We start from the raw sequence: 15,652 nt of genomic DNA, 5'->3' as shown, positions 1-15,652 counted from the left end.
GAGGGGAAGTGCTCGGGGGAGAACGACATGGGCGGAGTGTAGGGAACATTTCCGCGCCCCCAGCAGGCAGGGTGTTGACGGGCTGGGGGCGGTGAGTGCGGTTGACCTTGCTGTGTCAGCGCAGTGCGACCTCGCCCGTGTGGACGGCACGCATGGCCCGCTCGACAGTCTCCTGGTTCTCGCCGACCGGAGCCACGTAGTCGATGACGTCGCGTGCGGCGTCCTCGCCGAGCGTTCGGGTGATCACCCACGTGGCGAGATACTGCGACGCCAGGCAACCGCCCGCCGTAGCGATGTTCCCCTCGGCGTGGAACGGCGCGTCCAGCACGGTGACGTCGCAGGCTTCGACAAAGGGTCGGCTCTTCATGTCCGTGCAAGCCGGCATGCCACGCAGCAACCCGAGCCGGGCGAGCACCAGCGCGCCGGAGCACTGCGCACCGATCAGCTGTCGCGAAGGGTCGAGCCGCAGCCTGGAGATCAGCCGGTCGTCGGCGACCACCTCTCGTGCCTTCACCCCGCTACCGATCAGCACGACGTCGGCCTCGGTCACGAACTCCATCGGGCGCTGCCCCGTCACCTCGACGCCGTTCATCGACCTGACCACTGGCGTCGGTGTCGTGATGAAGGCTTCCAGACCGTCCTTGCGGCAACGGTTGATCAGCGCGGAGGCGATGAAGCTGTCGAGCTCGTTGAACCCGTCGAAGGTGACCACGGCTACCTGCATCGCAACTCCCTGCATCACAACTCCCTGCAACTCCCTACAACGCCTTACAACTCCTCCAAGTACGGCTCAGATCCGCAGTCTCCCTGGTGCCCTGTTCCGGGTCGAGAGCCAATCAGCGGTTGGTGGCATGCTCGGCAGAGGTATCAGAAGAAGTAGCTGACCAGGAACGACACCCCGGCCCCGACGATGCCCACGCCGATCATCCCCAGCAGGACCGGGCGCGTCAGTCCACGCCCCGACGCCTCCCACGCCGCGTCGTACGAGATGCGGCTGTTGCCGAACGGGGCGTAACCCGTGGCGAGGCAGAAGATGCCGAGGCCCGTGAGGACCCAGCCGCCGAAGAAGGCGCCGAAGTAGCGCCAGGCTCGGTCCATGCCGCTCTGGATGTAGTCCCCGTCCCCGGCGGCAGCCGACGTGGGCGCGTCCGTCTGCTGCACCGACAACTCGGTGCCCTGCGCGAAGCGTTGCCTGAGCTGCACCGCGGCGTTGGTGTCCTTGCTCTTGCCGTTCTCGGAGACGAAGGTGCCGGTGCAACGGATGGGGCGGCGGTTCTTGCGGCTGCTTCGGGAGGCGTTGTTCGGGTAGCTCACCTCGCACTGCTTCACCGTCAGGGTGCCGTGCGTGCCCGCCCAACCCGCCGCGTACGCCCCCTCGTACGCGCCCCATCCGCTCAGGGCGAGGCCCGCGATGAGGAAGACCAGGCCGCCCGCGCGCCCGAGGCGGCCGAAGGCTCTGCCGACGAGGCCCGCTGCGGAACTGTCTTTTCCAGTGCTTTGCGTTCGGGACATGACAATGCCGTCCTTCTTCTCTGCGGCTTCCTGGGACGCTTGGCTTCCTCTGCGGCCGATGGGCTCAGTCAGCATGGCACCCGTGTCTGTGGGCACGGAGGGGAGGGTGCGCCACTGCGTCGGCTCCGGAGGCGGGGGATACTGCGAGAGATACTGCGAGGGACGCCAAGCGAGTTGAGACGAGGAGTCGCGAGATGACCAGCCGGCCCGAGAACTCCCCGAACCCGAACGGTCCTTCGCCGGAGCGCGGGGTGCTGGACGAAGCGCTGGAACCGGGGCAGCTACGTTCCCTGAACTCCGCCCTGCGCAAGCTGTCCGAAACCGAAGGCGGCGCGAGCAAGGAGATGCAGGACGCGGCGAAGAGGCTGCTCTCCGGCCGCCTCGCCCTGCGCGACGCCCTGGACGACCCCGCGATGGCACGCGCGCTGGGGAGCGGTGGCATGGCGTCCCTGCGGGGGAAGTGGGAGTCGCTCTCCGAGGAGGAGCGCGAGCAGATCAGGAGCGGCGAGGCGCCGCCGAGCGGTGGCTCTGGCCCGGCCCCGAGGGCCTCCGAGCCGAGGCGCTCGGAGGGTGATTCCTCGTCACAGACCGGCAAGAAGAACCCGGGGCGGCACAGCGGCGGGTTCTCGCTCTACTGACAGCGGGGCACGAAGCGCGGCGGAGTCAGGCCGTGCGGCCCTTGTTGCCGATGAGGTGGGCGAGGCCCCAAGCAGTGGCGGCGGCGAGCGGGAGGCCGAGCAGGGAGATCCAGTCGACTCCTCCGCCTTGTGTGTCGAACCATGCCTTGGCCGGGTACAGAGGGTCGTCCTCCAGCATGTACTTCAGGGGCATGAGTGACCCGTCCCTGAGGAAGAGGCTCACGACGGTGTTGGTGTAGCCGAAGAAGACGCCGAGCGCGGCGATGATGGCGGCACCGACCCGGGCTCCGTTGCTGCCCCTGCCCACCGTGCCGGCCAAGGCCCCGACGGCCGCTCCGTTGAGAAGGGCATGCAGGAGGTAGAGGATGTTGCTGACGGCGCTCGACTGCTCCTTGTACGTGGCCATGTTGATGCCGACGTAGACCAGCGAGACGACGAACGAGACGAGGAACCCGAGGAGGATCGCGCCGACCGCGTTGCCTGTGTTGCCAGTGCCGGGCGTGGTGGGGTGGTGCCCGAAGGGGGGTGCCGCGTACGGCATTCCGGGCTGCATCGGCTGCATCGGCGGCTGCCCCGGGACAGGCGGAGGGCCGGGTTGCGCCGGCGGCTGCCCAGGGACGGGCGGAGGACCGAACCCCGATTGCTGCTGCGGAGGTTGCTGTGGCGGTTGCTGCGGCGGCGCAGGCTGGCTGTACGGGTTGTAGGCGTTCTGAGGCGCTTGGGGCGGCTGCTGAGGCGGCTGGGGTGGCGGCGGTGGCGGCTGGAACGGCGGCTGGCTCATCGATTCCCCACGGAGTGAACTGACAGGAAAAGCAAGCTATCAGTGAGATCAGGAGGGGCCCGTCGGAGACCGAGCGGGCTGCGTGAAGGGCACCCGAGTACGTACGGAAAGGGGCCAGGACAGGGCAGCGCACCCTGGGCATCCCGGCCCCACCGCGCTCAGAACAACCCGTGCCACATCTGCTCGACGATCAGCGACCACCACGTCTCCGCGTTCCCGAGCGCGGACGCGTCGACGGCCGCCAACTGCTCCTGCAGCGCCGCCACTTCGCCCCCCGCAGCCACCGGGTCCAGGCCCTGCATCCGCTGCCGTGCCGTGGCGAGCTCGGCGAGGGAACGGGCGAAGGCGGCGGCGGAGATGTTGACATAGCGGGCGGCGGCGGTGACCGGGTCGACCGCCCACACCGCGCCGAGGCCGTCCGGTTCCGTAGTACCGGGCAGGCACTGCACCGCGATCATCGCGACGCCGTCGAAGCCGATCCGGGACAGGTGCGCCAGGACGCCGATCTTCTCCTCGCCGGCCGGGCTGCGGCGCTCGCGCAGATTCGTGGCGACATCGGTGAACAGGCCGCCGGCCGGCGGCGCGTCGGGCCGGTCGGCGGTGAAGAAGAGGGGAAGGTCGGCGGGGAGCCCCGCCCAGGTGAGCGTGGCCTTGGTGGTCTCGGGCAGCGGGCTCTCGGCGATGTCGTCGGCGTCGTAGCGACGTACGCGGTCCTCACCGAAGACATCGACGAGGTGGCGGCCGAGGGCCGCGTCACGCAGCGGCTCCGCGGGCGTCACCTGGGCCGGAACGGGGACGCGGTGCGGGCGGGGCGGCGGCTGCTGGCCGGCCATCCGGTGCATCGTCTCGACCTGCTCGACCAGCGCCGCGATGCCCTCCGCGCGCGTCTCGGGAAGGGCACCGTAGCCCTGTGAGCAGGAGAGCTGGGCGTTGGGGAAGGTGTTGAGGAGTTCGGCGGTGTAGCCGCCGGGGAGCAGGCTGGGACGCAGGTCGGTGTGGACGCCGAGGACGTTGTCGACGGGTACGTTCAGCTGCCGGAGGTCTGCCCATGCCTGGTACTCGGCGGGGGGCAGGCCCGGGCCGGAGTTGCGGAAGAGGGTGGTCTCCTCGCCGTTTGCCGGGTCGACGTAGGTGAAGACGGCGGTGTTGCCGGGGCCGGTGACCGGACGGGCACCGGCCGAGGACCCTCCGCCCTGTGCGTCGCCCCCGTGCTTCTGCCGGTACATCCGCACGACCTCGTCGACCGGCACCGACGGCCAGACCGTCAGCTCGCCGGTCCGGCGGTCCACGACCCCGCACGCGTTGCCGATCTCGGCGGGCGGCCGGCGCTCCCCGGTCTCGGCGTCGACCTCGGGCGCCGCGGGCGCGGCCCACACGACCCAGCCCAGGTCGAACTCCTGCATCCTGACCTCGCGGCGCGGCTCCGCAGAACCTTCCGGGTTGAGCCAACGGTCGGCGACGGCGAGCGCCTGCTCCTGGCTGGTCACGGGGAGGCTCCTTCGAGGTGGTCGGTCGAGAGGCGGGAGGGGCGTGTGCAGTGCGTCTACGAGGCTATCGCCGGGGCCGCCGACCCGATGCGGAGGGCCTTGGCCCCGCGCTCGGTGGCGATGAGGAGGATGCCGTCGGGGGAGAGGTCCGCGGCGGTGAAGGGAACGTCGGAGATCAATGCGGCCACGACCTCCTGACTCGCCCGGTCCCAGACACGTAGGTAGTCGGCACCGCGGCTCAGCCCCAGCGGGGCGGCGGCACGCTCCTCCTCGGTGGGGCGAACGATCAGCGTGGGATCGGGAGCGGGAGCGGCATCACCCAGGTCGTCGGGGCGTACGAGACCGTGGACGAGCACCGCGGAACGCCCCGCCTCGTTCTCACCGCCTGCCTCACCGACCGGGTGTGCGCCAGGCGTGTCCGCGGGCACGGCGAGAACGGCGACCGAGACGGCGGGCCCCTCCGGCCGGGGCAGACTGCCGACAGTCACACCGCTGACCCCGACAACGGGCAGGCTCCACAGGGTCTGCCACGGCAGTTCGACGCCGAGCCGACTGCGTATGGCATCCGCGTACTCGGGCAGACCGTCCTCGACGAACGCGGTCTCGAGCAGCGCGGCGCGCAGTGTGGCAGGAGCCTCGGTGCGGGTCAGCATGGGTGCGGTGCGGAGGTACGTACGGGCCGGTGCGCCGAGCTCCTCGGTCGGTACGGCCTCGATGGCGGCCCGCAGCGGCACCGGATCGGCGTGGACGAACAACCCCGGGTCCGTGAGGAGTTGGGGCAGCAGACCCGCCTCCAGGGTGTGGCCCGCGATGTGGTCGCGTACGTAGGGGTCGGCCCGGCCCCAGTCCTGCTCGGGCACGGCCTCCAGCAGCGTCATCGCGATCTGTGTCTGAGCGGCACGGACGTTGGGAAGACCGGCGCGGATCTCGTCGCCGACGCCCGGGTGCAGCAGCCGGAGCAGCGTACGAGTGTTGCCCTCCTGCTGGTCCTCCGCGTCCGCCACCTCCTCGGGCTGGACGAAGGGTCCGGCGAGCAGCATCCCTGCGGCGAAGGCCTGGCTCATGTCCTGTCCGGCGACCGCGCTCGCCAGTCGCGCCCACAGGTGGGCGGGGATGCCGTCGGCCTCGGCGAGGGCGAGCGGCGCCAGCATCAGCCGTAGCGTCTGCGGGTCGGCGCCGAGCCGCCGGGCGTGCAGGTCGAGGGCTTCGCCGACGGAGGTCGGCAACAGGCTCTCGTCGGCGGGGTCGAAGCCCTCGGGAGCCATGAGAATGCAATGCACGGCGAGCTGCACGACCAGCGGACTGCCCCCGGCCCGGCGCCCGATGGCCGCCCCCAGGGCGAGCCGGGCAGCGGGATCGACGGTGAACGGCAGCTCGGGCGCGCCGAACTCCGGGTTGAGCGCCGCCTGGGCGTGCAGCACCAGCCCCACGGGGTCGGCCCACTCCGGTTCGTCGAGGTCGATGACCTGCACGGTGCCGGGCGGCAGGACGTCCGCCAACCCGGATGCCAACTCGACGGCCAGCGGACGCGGCACCTCGGCCAGCAGCCGGACGGTCTCGGTGGCGGCGAGAGGGGTGAGGACCTCGCGTACGAGCCGTGCGGGTTCGTCCGTGGCCCGTACCGGACCGGCCCGGTCGACGTCCGGTACGACGACGGTCACCGGCTCGTCGAGCGCGGCCAGCTCCGTGTACACCTCCGCGGTGCTGGTGGCGTCCAGCTCGAAGTGGTCGGCGAGCAGCCACAGCCCCTGCGCGGCGGTCAGCCCGTCGGCGGTGGGCACGGCCGGGGCGGGCAACTCCGGTGGCACCGTGGACGGATCCATCTCGTGAAGCGGCAGCCGCTTGCGGTACTCCGGCTCGCACAGCATCAGAAACCCGGTGAGCAGCCGCGAACGCCCGCTGCCCGAGCTGCCGGTGAGCACGACCACGCGCGGCGCGCCGGGGGCGGCCCCGCGCCACGCTGCCAGCGCGCGCAAGGCGGCGGTGCGGCCGCCTATGTGGGGGTGCGGTGCGAAGTCCTGGGTGTCCTCGGTGTGCTCGGTCGAGCCGGTCATGATCCCCGTCCTCCGCCAATTGCGGACTCATTCCGTACGACGTCGATCTTAGGGTGGCCGAGACTTGCGGGTGGGGGTGAGGGCGATGTCTTGTGACTCGGCCGCTCGGCCTTCGCTACGGGTTCGGCCGCCGCGCCTGCTGCTGCTTGCGGTACAGGGCGATGGCCGCCTCGGTCGGGTAGTTGGGGACTGTCACGGTCTCACCCGTGTCCTTCGCGACCACGATCTTGCTGCCGCCCGGGGCTGAGGGGCGCGGCCGGCCCGTGGCGTCGGTGGTGGGCGGGAAGGTCGCGTACACCAGGTAGCCGATGTCGAATTCGTGGACGTGCATGGGCGCCGCAGTCCCGTCGGGCAACTTGGGCTGGGCGTAGCGGCTGCGGACGATGGCGAGGGCTTGCTCGGGAGTGGTGGGTGGAGCAGGGTGGTCCGCGGTCATGGAGCTGGTCTCCTTGTCATGATGGTCGAATCGGGCAGCGTGTTGGAGCAGTCTTCCCGCGCGCACGCGGACTCACAGGTAGGAGAAGTTGTCCGAGTCCAGTACGTGGCCCCAGTTCCTGGTGGACGCCGCGGTCGGGTCGAGGGCGGACATCCATGCGGTGAGTTCGGTCAGCAGGTCCGCGCTGTCGAGTCCGCCGGATGTGGTGTAGGCGAGCATGTACTCCCACTGCAGGCACACCATCGCGACGAACGAGGCGAGGGAGGAGCCCGCCAGGGGATCGCCGGGATGGTCGCCGTCGACTGCGTTTGGTCGCGTCTGGCGCAGCACGCGGCCGGTTGGGCCGTCCAGGAGGAGGACACCGCCGATCCACGTGCCCAGTTCGTAGAGCGGGCCGTCGCCGACGAGCGTATCGAACTCCTTTGTTCCTTCCCAGGTGTGCTCCACGAGGCCGGTCCCGAGGAGATGGTGGGTGTCGAGGCTGTAGAAGTTGGAGACGGCGGGGAAGCCCACTTCGGTGAGAAAATGCCGGGTCGGGTCGTGTGTCAGGCCGGAGGGCAACTGGTGAATGGCCAGTGTGGGCGCCGTTTCCCTGCTGAAAACGTCGAGTACACGTGCCCGAGTGGGGCGACAGGCCGCCTCGTCGAAGGGACGCGGAGTGATCGTCCCGCGAGGGCCGACAGCCGGCAGCGGACGCAGGTGCGGGCCGCTCTCGGTGACGTGAGGGTCGGCTTCGACGGCGTAGAGGCCACGGTCCCCGCCCATCACCACTAGATCGCCGACACAGGCCGCAACCTGGATCTTGGGCGCCTGCACCACGCGGGACACCGTCGGATCAGTGGCGAGTTCGAGGCGGACCAGGTTCCAGGACGGTTCCGCCCGCCAAACGGTCCGCGGCGTAGGGCCGTCGGCCGGTGTCTTCGTATCGTCCCGTTCGGTGCTCGGCTCGGAGAGCTGTCCGGTGCCCGCTTGCCAGGTGTGCTTCTCGCCGTTCAGGCTGACACTGGTCACCGTGGAGCCTGCGGCGCCGGCCCGCAGGTCGTCAATGGCGTCGATCCAGGGGCCACAGGTGTGGAGACGGCCGGGGGCACGCCAGTTGGACCAGACGGACCGCCATGGCAGCGGGCCGGCGGATTCCGTCAACCCGCGCGCCCTCTCCGGATCGCCCTGGCTCATGGCCAGGAGATGCAGGATCGACAACCATTCGGCATGGGAGGACGGTGCTACGCCAAGTTTGTCGAGGTAATGCAGATCCGCGGAGAACGTGCCCGCGGGGACGCCGTCCGGAAATGCGAGGGGCAGTGCTTCCAGCAAAGCGGAGTGGGCGCACCGGGCGAGTGTGCGGGGGGTGGACAGGAGTTCTTCGAAGCGGCCCGCCGAGGCGGCGTGGGCAGGCAGGGCCCGGGTCAGATAGTCGGCAAGCGGATCGTCATCGCCACACATGAGCCCCCGGTCCACGACAGCGTGGTGAAAGGCGCGGAACTCTTCGGCAGGAACCTCGCTCCGTAGCCCGTGCGCATCGGACTCGTGGGTAAGTGCTACGGGCAGATCGCTGGCGTCATCCACACACACGCATTCCAGCGCGTCCGCGATCGTGCGCAGTTCTGACACATCGAACTCGGAGCCGACGACGGAGCAGAGCTCGCTCCACTCCTCGAAACGCAGGCTGCGAGGTTCGGCCAAGGCGAGCGCCTGGACGGCGGTGCGGTGGCCGGCGGACAGGGAGTGAACATCCAGCCGGACGACGTCAGGAGGAGGCGCCAAAGTCAGGGGGGACCGGATCCAGGTGCTGAGCGGGTGGACACCACTGTCGACTTCGAGGACGACTTTGACGCCGGTCTTCTTGTACGGATTGCCGAGGCCCCGTGCGAGGAGATCCCCGATACGTTGTGGTTCGGTGGTACTGCGAGTCCGCCCGGCCCATTGGATGTTCGCCACCAGGACGGTACGGCTCAGTCGCTGGTCCCTGACGTCGTTGACGAGGGAGTGGGCGTCCCTGTAGCCCCCGTACGAGACGCCGAGGACCCGCATCACGCCGGCCATCACCTCCTCGGTGGAGAGGCTGGCTGCATCCAGCAGGAATGCCTCCGGAGTGGTCTCGGCGATGTTCCGGAGGATATCCGTTTTCCCGGCGACGGAGGGGCCGTTCACGAACAGGAAGCCGCGTGTGGCAGAAGAGTCACCCACCCGCGAGCGAATGTGAGTGCTGATTTCTTGTGCTCTACGTTGGTCGTGCATCGTGGCTAACAGTCCCACTTGCTTTCTGCTGCGCTCGGTGTCCCGCAAGCCGCCTTCCGACATAGTGCGGACCCCTATCCTAGCGAGTGCCACTTCTCGAACTCCGGGGTGATGAGACCCGGTCGGCGGTCCGTGCCCTGACCCTCGGGTTCTCGGAACGCCAGGCGGTCGGTGACGCGGGTGGCGGCCACATCCATGACGTGGCGACAGGCTGGATGTGACCCTCGGCGCTGAAGTGTCACATCCTCGCGAGCGAAGGCCTCCATGTTGACGTCGACAAAGCCCACATCGTTCAACTTCGAAGACCAGCGGGCCCGCAGCGAGCGCCCGAGTCCGCGAGCTCGGTCAGTTGCCGTACCGACGCCTCGACCCCGAGAGGGGCGCACAAGCCCCAGATCGGCCCATTGCCCTCAGGGCGTGGTGCGTGAGGCAGTGCGCCTGGTAGACGACGCGATTCCGCAGAGGGTGTCGGGCCGGGGAAACTCTTGATCAACGACTCGGACCCGCACACCGTCGGCGAGTGCTGAACGCCGCCGAATCCATAGGTCAAATGGGCAAGGCACCCTTGAAGTGTGAGTTGGGTGATTCGGGGGATGTGGTAGCCAGCCACCCGTGCCCGTGTGTCTCGCTCTCGAGCATGAAGCCGACATCGACGGACAGATGACGGGCTGCGACGTTCGCATCGATCACACCTCGCGTACCGATCTGCGACGGATCGATCCAGGTCCTGCCTTCGAGGTAGTCAACTTCGAATGGCAGTGCCTCCCCTTCCCACTCCGGTTCCCCCCAAGTGGCATGGTGGCGCACCACATGGCCATTTCGGGCGACACACCAGGCGTGGGTGTCGTGGTACGTGTCGATGGAATAGAAGTGGGCTTCGCCGCGCTGCCGACTGGCCTTCTCGGTGAGATAGTCACCTCCGAGTGCGTCCAGGAACGAGTTGCCGTACAAAAGGCGCCAGTTACCGAACCGGGGCGTGATGAAGACCCGATAGACCGTCTCCTTCTTGCCGTGTGGTGTTTCGATCTCCATTGCGTCGTGGGCGGTTGCGGCCTCGGTGGCAGCCAGTCCCATGACGGTGGTGGCAGCCCGGAGATCACGCAGCCCGAGCGCGGACACGACAGCGTCGAGTTGGACTGCTGGGAAGGCCATCCAACGGCTCTCGGGCGGCAGCATTACCGGGCGCTCGGACAGCAACTTGACCCGTACGAGCCGTTCGACGGCACGGCGGTCGACGAAGCCGAGCCCTTGCTCGCCCCTCACGTCGGCGATGACCCTGAGAGCCGAGCTCCGCAGATGCCCGGGACCGTGGCACCGGATCTCTCTGAGGCGGGGCAGCGCCTCGTCTCCCAAGCGACTCAAAACGGACTCGGCGCGGAGGCGAAGACCCCTGGGCCGGCCGTCGCGGAGAAGCGGTAGCAGGTAATCGACGACCTGGGGCCCAAGTGCAACCAGGCTGTCCTCCGCGGCTGCCCGACGGGTGCGGTCCTTGCCAGAGAGGTCGCGAATGAGAGAGCCGATGGGCTCGGGCATGGGGCACACCTCAATTGCGGTTCCGTGATAGGCGAAGAACTCTAACTGCTGGGTTCGGTCTCGACTTGGCGTCGGCGGAGCCCGCGGTGCGACGTCACCGGAAATCCCTGCTGCAGGTAATGCCGACCTGCCGTAATCCCTACGAGCTCGTAACACGATTTTGTTGAAGTGTCCTGCTTCGGGTGACCGAAGCTACGAGCTCAAAGCGACAGGAAACGTATGAGACAGCCGCCTCGACGGGACGCCTGTCGAGTTTCTCGTTCTTGCCGTTCTCGCCTGCCGCGTGGCGTTCATCCTGTACTTTCGAATCCAGCGGTGTGCTGCCACATCGTTGCGCCGGCGTGCGCGACATGTGGGTGACTCTCGGTCAGGTGGTTCGAGTAGCGCCGCCCACACGTTCGAGACCTCTCAGACAGGCTCTGGCCTCGCGAAACGACCGATTCGCCACGCTGTGGAGCAACAGCCGGCTGCTTACGCTGAGTTTCAGGAGAGCCCTCTCCTGTGAACAGTCGGCAACCACACCCAGACTTGGGCACAGGACCCGTTCGCCAAGGACAACAACTCGCACCGGTGGTTCCTGCGGCAGAACGCCGACGGCACCGTGCGCATCGAGTCGTACGCCAACCACCGCTGCCTCACCGCAGGGGCCAACCCGCCCGGCACCGTGACCCTTCGAGAACGCACAGACAGCCTCAACCAGCACTGGCGGCTGGTCTCCCACGCAGAGCGGGGCAATGACTTCTACATGGTCTCGGTCGTGCACCAGCGCTACGCCCTGGCCATCGCCGACCACCTCCAGGTCAACGACCGGCTGGTAGGCCTGACCCGCATGTGGGGCGGACCGAACCTCTCCCAGCTGTGGCGGATCTACCCCTCGTCAGAGGACCAGGGATGACTCCGAACGAGCACGTGCGCTGTCCCAACGCGGGGAGTGCCACCTGAAGCGTGCTGGTCAATCAGCGGGTGGCCGCCAACGACGGTTGGGGGGCGCCCAACTTGGGCAGTCAGCTGCGCAGCCTCTTGCCGTTGCGGGCAGCGTGCCGACACTCGCCCTCCGCCCTTGCGGCTCACAGATAGTAGAAGTTGTCCTCGTCCAGCACGTGGCCCCAGTTCCTGGTAGCCGCCGCGGCCGGGTCGAGGGCGGACAGCCATGTGGTGAGTTCGGCCAGCAGATCCGCGCCGTCGAGACCGCCGGACGTGGTGTAGGCGAGCATGTACTCCCACTGCAGGCAGACCATGGCGACGAACGAGGCGAGCGAGGAACCCGCCAGGGGATCGCCAGGATGGTCGCCGTCGACAGCCTGCGGCCGTGTTTGACGCAGTACGCGGCCGGTGGGTCCGTCAAGCAACAGGACACCGCCGATCCAGGTGCCCAAGTCGTAGAACGGACCGTCACCCACGGGTGTTTGGAATTCCTTGGTGCCTTCCCAGCTGTGCTCGTCGAGGCCTGTGCCCAGGACGTTGTGTGTGTTGAGGCTGTAGAAGCCCCATACGGAGGGGATCCCGACTTCGGTGAGGAAACGTCGGGTGGCCTCGTGGGTGAGGCCCTGAGGCAGCTGCTGGGCCGGGATCGTCGCAACGGCGTCATCGCCGAAGATTTCACGTACCCGGTCGGGGGTGGGGCGGCAGGCGGCCTCGTCAAAAGGACGCGGTGTGATCTTGCAGCGCGGTCCGACGGCGGGGAGCGGGCGCAGGGGGGCGCTGTCCGCGTGATGGGGATCGGGCTCGATGGCGTAGAGACCGCGGTTACCGGCCATGACCACCAGATGGTCGACACAGGCGGCATCCCGCACACTCGGTGCCTGCACGGCGCGCAGAACCGATGGGGTGGCGCTGAGGCGGAGCCTGAGGAGGTTCCACGAAGGGTCGTCGGCTCGCCAGAGAGACGTGGGCGTGATGCCGTCAACTGTCCCGGGAGGGTCGTTGTGACTGCCTGGTGCCGCTGGACACCCTGTGACCGTATTCCAGGTCAGACTCCTGCCATCCGCGAGGGCGCTGGTGACGGTATGGGTGGATGCATCGGCGCTGAGACGTTTGACCGCGGAGATTCGGGGGCCACACCGACTCAGACGGCCCGGTGCGCGCCAATTGGTCCAGACGGTTCGCCAGGGCAGCGTACCGGCGGAGTCCGTCAATGTGCGTGCCCGTTCCGTGTCGCCCTGACTGAGCGCGACGAGGTGGAGGAGAGAGAGCCACTCCGCGTGTGAGGAAGGGGCAACTCCGAGGTTGTCCAGGTAGTGCAGGTCTGCCGCGAACGTACCGGCGGGGACTCCGTCGGGGAAGGCGACGGGCAGCGCCTCGATCAAGGCGGTGTGGTGGCACTTGGCGAGCCTCTCGGGGACGGAGAGGAGTTCCTCGAGGCGGCCTGCCGCGGCGGCATGGGCGGGCAGGGCCCGCGCAAGGTAGTCCGTGAGCGGATCGTTCCCCGTGCAGGCGAACAGGCGGTCGACCACGGCGTTCTGGAACGCCTGGAATTCCTCGGGCGGACAATCGCCGCGCAGTTCAAGGGCGTCGGAATCGTACGTCAGTGACACCGGCAGGTCGTCGTCCGCAACTGTTATGAAGGCCAACTCGTCGGCTAGCGCCTCCAGTTCAGCCCTTTCGAACTCTGCGTCGAGAGCGGAGCAGAGCATCTGCCATTCCTCGAACCGCACCCGCCGAGGCTCGGCCAGTGCCAGGGCCAGGACGGCGCTGCGCCACCTGTGAGGCAGCGAGTTGACTTCCGCATGAGGAATGTTCGGTGGGGCGGTGAGCAGAAGGGGGTCACGGTTCCGCGGACTCAGGTCATGGACGGTACTGTCAAGCTCGATGACAAACCTGACACCGGTCGTCTTGAAATCGATTCCCAGGGTGCCCGCGAGGTGTTCGGCGGTGTGCCAGGGCTCGGTGGTCGATCGGGTCCGTCCGGCCCACTGCGTATTGGATACGAGGACCAAGGAATGTTCAGGGTCCTGTTCCTCGATCTCCTCCGCGAGGAATTGGGCTCCGCGGTAATCCCCGTAGGAGACCCCGAGAGACTGCATCACGCCGTCCAGTACGGCTTCGGTCGAGAGACCTGCGGCATCGACGAGGACAGCCCCCGGCGTGCCCTCGGCGAAGTCCCGTAGCAGGGCACTCTTACCGGACCCTGCAGGACCGTCGACGAAGAGGAAGCCGCGCTTGGGGGAGGGGTCGTTCACCCATGCGTGCAGGCGGCTCGCGGCGTCAACTGAGCTACTGGGAGGTGTCATCGCCATCAGGGGAGTCTTTCTTCCTTACCGGTGTCACTCTGAGTTGTTCGCGTTTTTCCCCAAGCCGCCTTCCGTCATCGCGCGGGTCCAGATCCTACCGAGTGCGACGATGTTCCTGGCCAGGTCCTTGTCGAAACGCTTTTTGTAGCCGCCCTTCGGCGATTCTGAAGGGTCTTCCACTGTGGCGTTCTTTCTGTAGCCTGTGCCGTAAAATATATCGAGGCCGGGAACTTTCTCCGACAGGAGATTCGCGCAGTTCGCGTATCCCTGGCCCTTGCCACACGGCTCGCGGTCAGAGTACATGCTGAGGGGCTCGTATTTTTTCCCGTCGACGCGGCCTTTGTTCAAGTCGTCCAGGTAGTCGAGGATATTCTTTTCCGAGTGTTTTCCCGACTCGCCGCCTCCGGGATTCGGATAGGAACTGTCGACCACATAGCTGATTTTTCCGTTGGTTGGATCGTACACCTCGACAGCCGCATAATTCCGGCCGGTGAAGTCTGGATGATGCTCCCCTGCATCTCGCAACGCCCCGGCGAACCCTGCCCTGCCGAAGGCCTCCTGGATAGCCTTCTCCAACGCATCGTGGTCGTCGGACTCGTTCGGGTCGTCTCGCCGGTGTGCGCTGTTCCAGTTCGCGGTCTTGTGGGCCTGTGCGCCGTGGTCGGGATAGCCGGGCTTGTGCTCCGGACTCGCACTCACGCCGTGTGACGCATGGAAGTTGAGGCTCAACCGGGCGAGCGACGCGACCACCGCGCCGCGTTCCCCCTGATGCATTTCGGCGAAGCCGGGAAGTATGCGGACGAGGTCGTCATGCCGCAGGATGGCGGGTTCGTGCTTGGAGTCGTTGGGGTTCGGGGGACTGCACTGGCGCAAGGCGTCGACGAGGGGGACCCGGGTACCGTCGCCGTTCTCGTTCGGGATGGGATTCAGCCACTCGTTGAGCTGCCGGTGGACTGGGCCCATGTCCAGTTGGCGGACGTCGTTCGTCTCACGCAGCCTCGCCTGGTGTTCCATCGGCGCCATGCCGTAATGCGTCGAGTTGGCGGTCTCGGGTTCTGTTAGGCGCGGGTGCTCCGTGCGAGCCGGGTCGTTCTTCGGGTGCTCGGGATTCTCGGCGTCCGCGTTGTCCGGAGTGTCATGTGGTGTGCCTGCCGGAGCCTCGGCCGGCCGCCTCGGCGCGCTGCCCTGTGTTTCCGCTGCCCGGCGATCGGAACCCTGGGTGTCTCGTGCCGTGTCAGGCCGCGTCCGGCCGCCTGTGTCCGGTGAAACGGGCTGCCGGTTGGAGTCCAGTGGAATCGCGAAGACGCCGTTGCTGCCGTTGTGCAGGGGGTTCGGGCTCGTGCGGCCCGTTTGGGCGTCGATGTAGGTGACGCGGCCGTTGTGGTTGACGGCGTTCCAGGCGTGGGCGCGGCCGTTGGCGTCCTGGGTGATGATGACGGCCTGTGCGCCGTGGCCGCTGTTGCGGAGGGTGTTCTCCAGGCGGTTGAAGGCGTCCCGGCCGTTGCCGAGGTCGGTGAAGCGGGCGCCGAGTGTGTTTTCGATACGGTCGCGGCCTGACTTCTCGCCGCGGTCGGAGGGGGTGCCGTCGGCGTTCGGGTCGGGGGTACGGGCCGCGGCGGCCGTGGGATTGCCGGCGTACGTGTCCACCGTCGACAGGGCCACGTCGGCGCAGTTGTTGTTGCGGCCGGGCGTGTCGGATCCGTCGCCGTTGATGCGTTGGACCCAGGGGCCGTCCGCCGGGTC

General features: G+C 68.0%; 12 protein-coding genes. 2 read left to right on the top strand and 10 right to left on the bottom strand.

Annotated elements, in window-relative coordinates:
• Positions 1-115: 115 nt before the first annotated feature.
• Together FNH08_RS24900 and FNH08_RS24895 are read right to left on the bottom strand one after the other, a co-directional pair.
• A complete protein-coding gene (locus tag FNH08_RS24900; RefSeq protein ID WP_152773787.1) occupies positions 116-724 on the bottom strand; it encodes a DJ-1/PfpI family protein in 609 nt (202 codons plus the stop codon).
• Positions 725-867: 143 nt separating this feature from the next.
• Entirely contained in the window at positions 868-1,512 is a 645-nt protein-coding gene (locus tag FNH08_RS24895; protein WP_152773786.1) for a hypothetical protein, read from the bottom strand.
• Positions 1,513-1,706: 194 nt separating this feature from the next.
• On the opposite strand from FNH08_RS24895, the gene FNH08_RS24890 reads away from it, so the two are divergent.
• Positions 1,707-2,150 (top strand): hypothetical protein, encoded by a 444-nt coding sequence (locus FNH08_RS24890; protein ID WP_152773785.1) that lies wholly within the window; start codon positions 1,707-1,709, stop codon positions 2,148-2,150.
• 25 nt (positions 2,151-2,175) lie between these two features.
• On the opposite strand, the gene FNH08_RS24885 is transcribed toward FNH08_RS24890, so the two are convergent.
• The 6 genes from FNH08_RS24885 to FNH08_RS24860 all read right to left on the bottom strand — a co-directional run bounded on the left by FNH08_RS24885 (position 2,176) and on the right by FNH08_RS24860 (position 10,679).
• Positions 2,176-2,703 carry a hypothetical protein gene (locus FNH08_RS24885; RefSeq protein WP_228034322.1) on the bottom strand — a complete coding sequence of 176 codons (528 nt, stop codon included), beginning with the start codon at positions 2,701-2,703 and terminating at the stop codon, positions 2,176-2,178.
• A 386-nt stretch (positions 2,704-3,089) separates the two neighbouring features.
• On the bottom strand, positions 3,090-4,418 hold the full coding sequence (locus FNH08_RS24880; RefSeq protein WP_322725311.1) for an SUKH-4 family immunity protein: 1,329 nt from the start codon (positions 4,416-4,418) through the stop codon (positions 3,090-3,092).
• 56 nt (positions 4,419-4,474) lie between these two features.
• Positions 4,475-6,472: an ATP-binding protein gene (locus FNH08_RS24875; protein WP_152773782.1), complete on the bottom strand. Its 1,998-nt coding sequence runs from the start codon at positions 6,470-6,472 to the stop codon at positions 4,475-4,477.
• A gap of 115 nt (positions 6,473-6,587) precedes the next feature.
• Positions 6,588-6,908 (bottom strand): hypothetical protein, encoded by a 321-nt coding sequence (locus FNH08_RS24870; protein ID WP_152773781.1) that lies wholly within the window; start codon positions 6,906-6,908, stop codon positions 6,588-6,590.
• A 72-nt stretch (positions 6,909-6,980) separates the two neighbouring features.
• Positions 6,981-9,209, bottom strand: a complete 2,229-nt coding sequence (locus FNH08_RS24865) for an SUKH-4 family immunity protein (protein ID WP_152773780.1) — start codon at positions 9,207-9,209, stop codon at positions 6,981-6,983.
• Between the two features lie 483 nt (positions 9,210-9,692).
• A complete protein-coding gene (locus tag FNH08_RS24860) occupies positions 9,693-10,679 on the bottom strand; it encodes a HEAT repeat domain-containing protein (RefSeq protein WP_228034321.1) in 987 nt (328 codons plus the stop codon).
• Between the two features lie 601 nt (positions 10,680-11,280).
• Between FNH08_RS24860 and FNH08_RS24855 the strand changes: the two genes are divergently transcribed.
• Positions 11,281-11,574 carry an RICIN domain-containing protein gene (locus FNH08_RS24855; protein ID WP_228034320.1) on the top strand — a complete coding sequence of 98 codons (294 nt, stop codon included), beginning with the start codon at positions 11,281-11,283 and terminating at the stop codon, positions 11,572-11,574.
• A gap of 172 nt (positions 11,575-11,746) precedes the next feature.
• Here the strand turns inward: FNH08_RS24855 and FNH08_RS24850 are convergent, their stop codons facing one another.
• Both FNH08_RS24850 and FNH08_RS24845 read right to left on the bottom strand, forming a co-directional pair.
• Entirely contained in the window at positions 11,747-13,909 is a 2,163-nt protein-coding gene (locus FNH08_RS24850; RefSeq protein WP_194238594.1) for an SUKH-4 family immunity protein, read from the bottom strand.
• 33 nt (positions 13,910-13,942) lie between these two features.
• Positions 13,943-15,652: toxin glutamine deamidase domain-containing protein (locus tag FNH08_RS24845; RefSeq protein WP_228034319.1), on the bottom strand; the 1,710-nt coding region annotated here is incomplete at its 5' end.

The organism is Streptomyces spongiae (assembly GCF_009377185.1).
Lineage (GTDB): Bacteria > Actinomycetota > Actinomycetes > Streptomycetales > Streptomycetaceae > Streptomyces > Streptomyces spongiae.
Note: the sequence above shows the minus strand (reverse complement) of the source record. Positions and strands in the feature narration are given on the sequence as shown.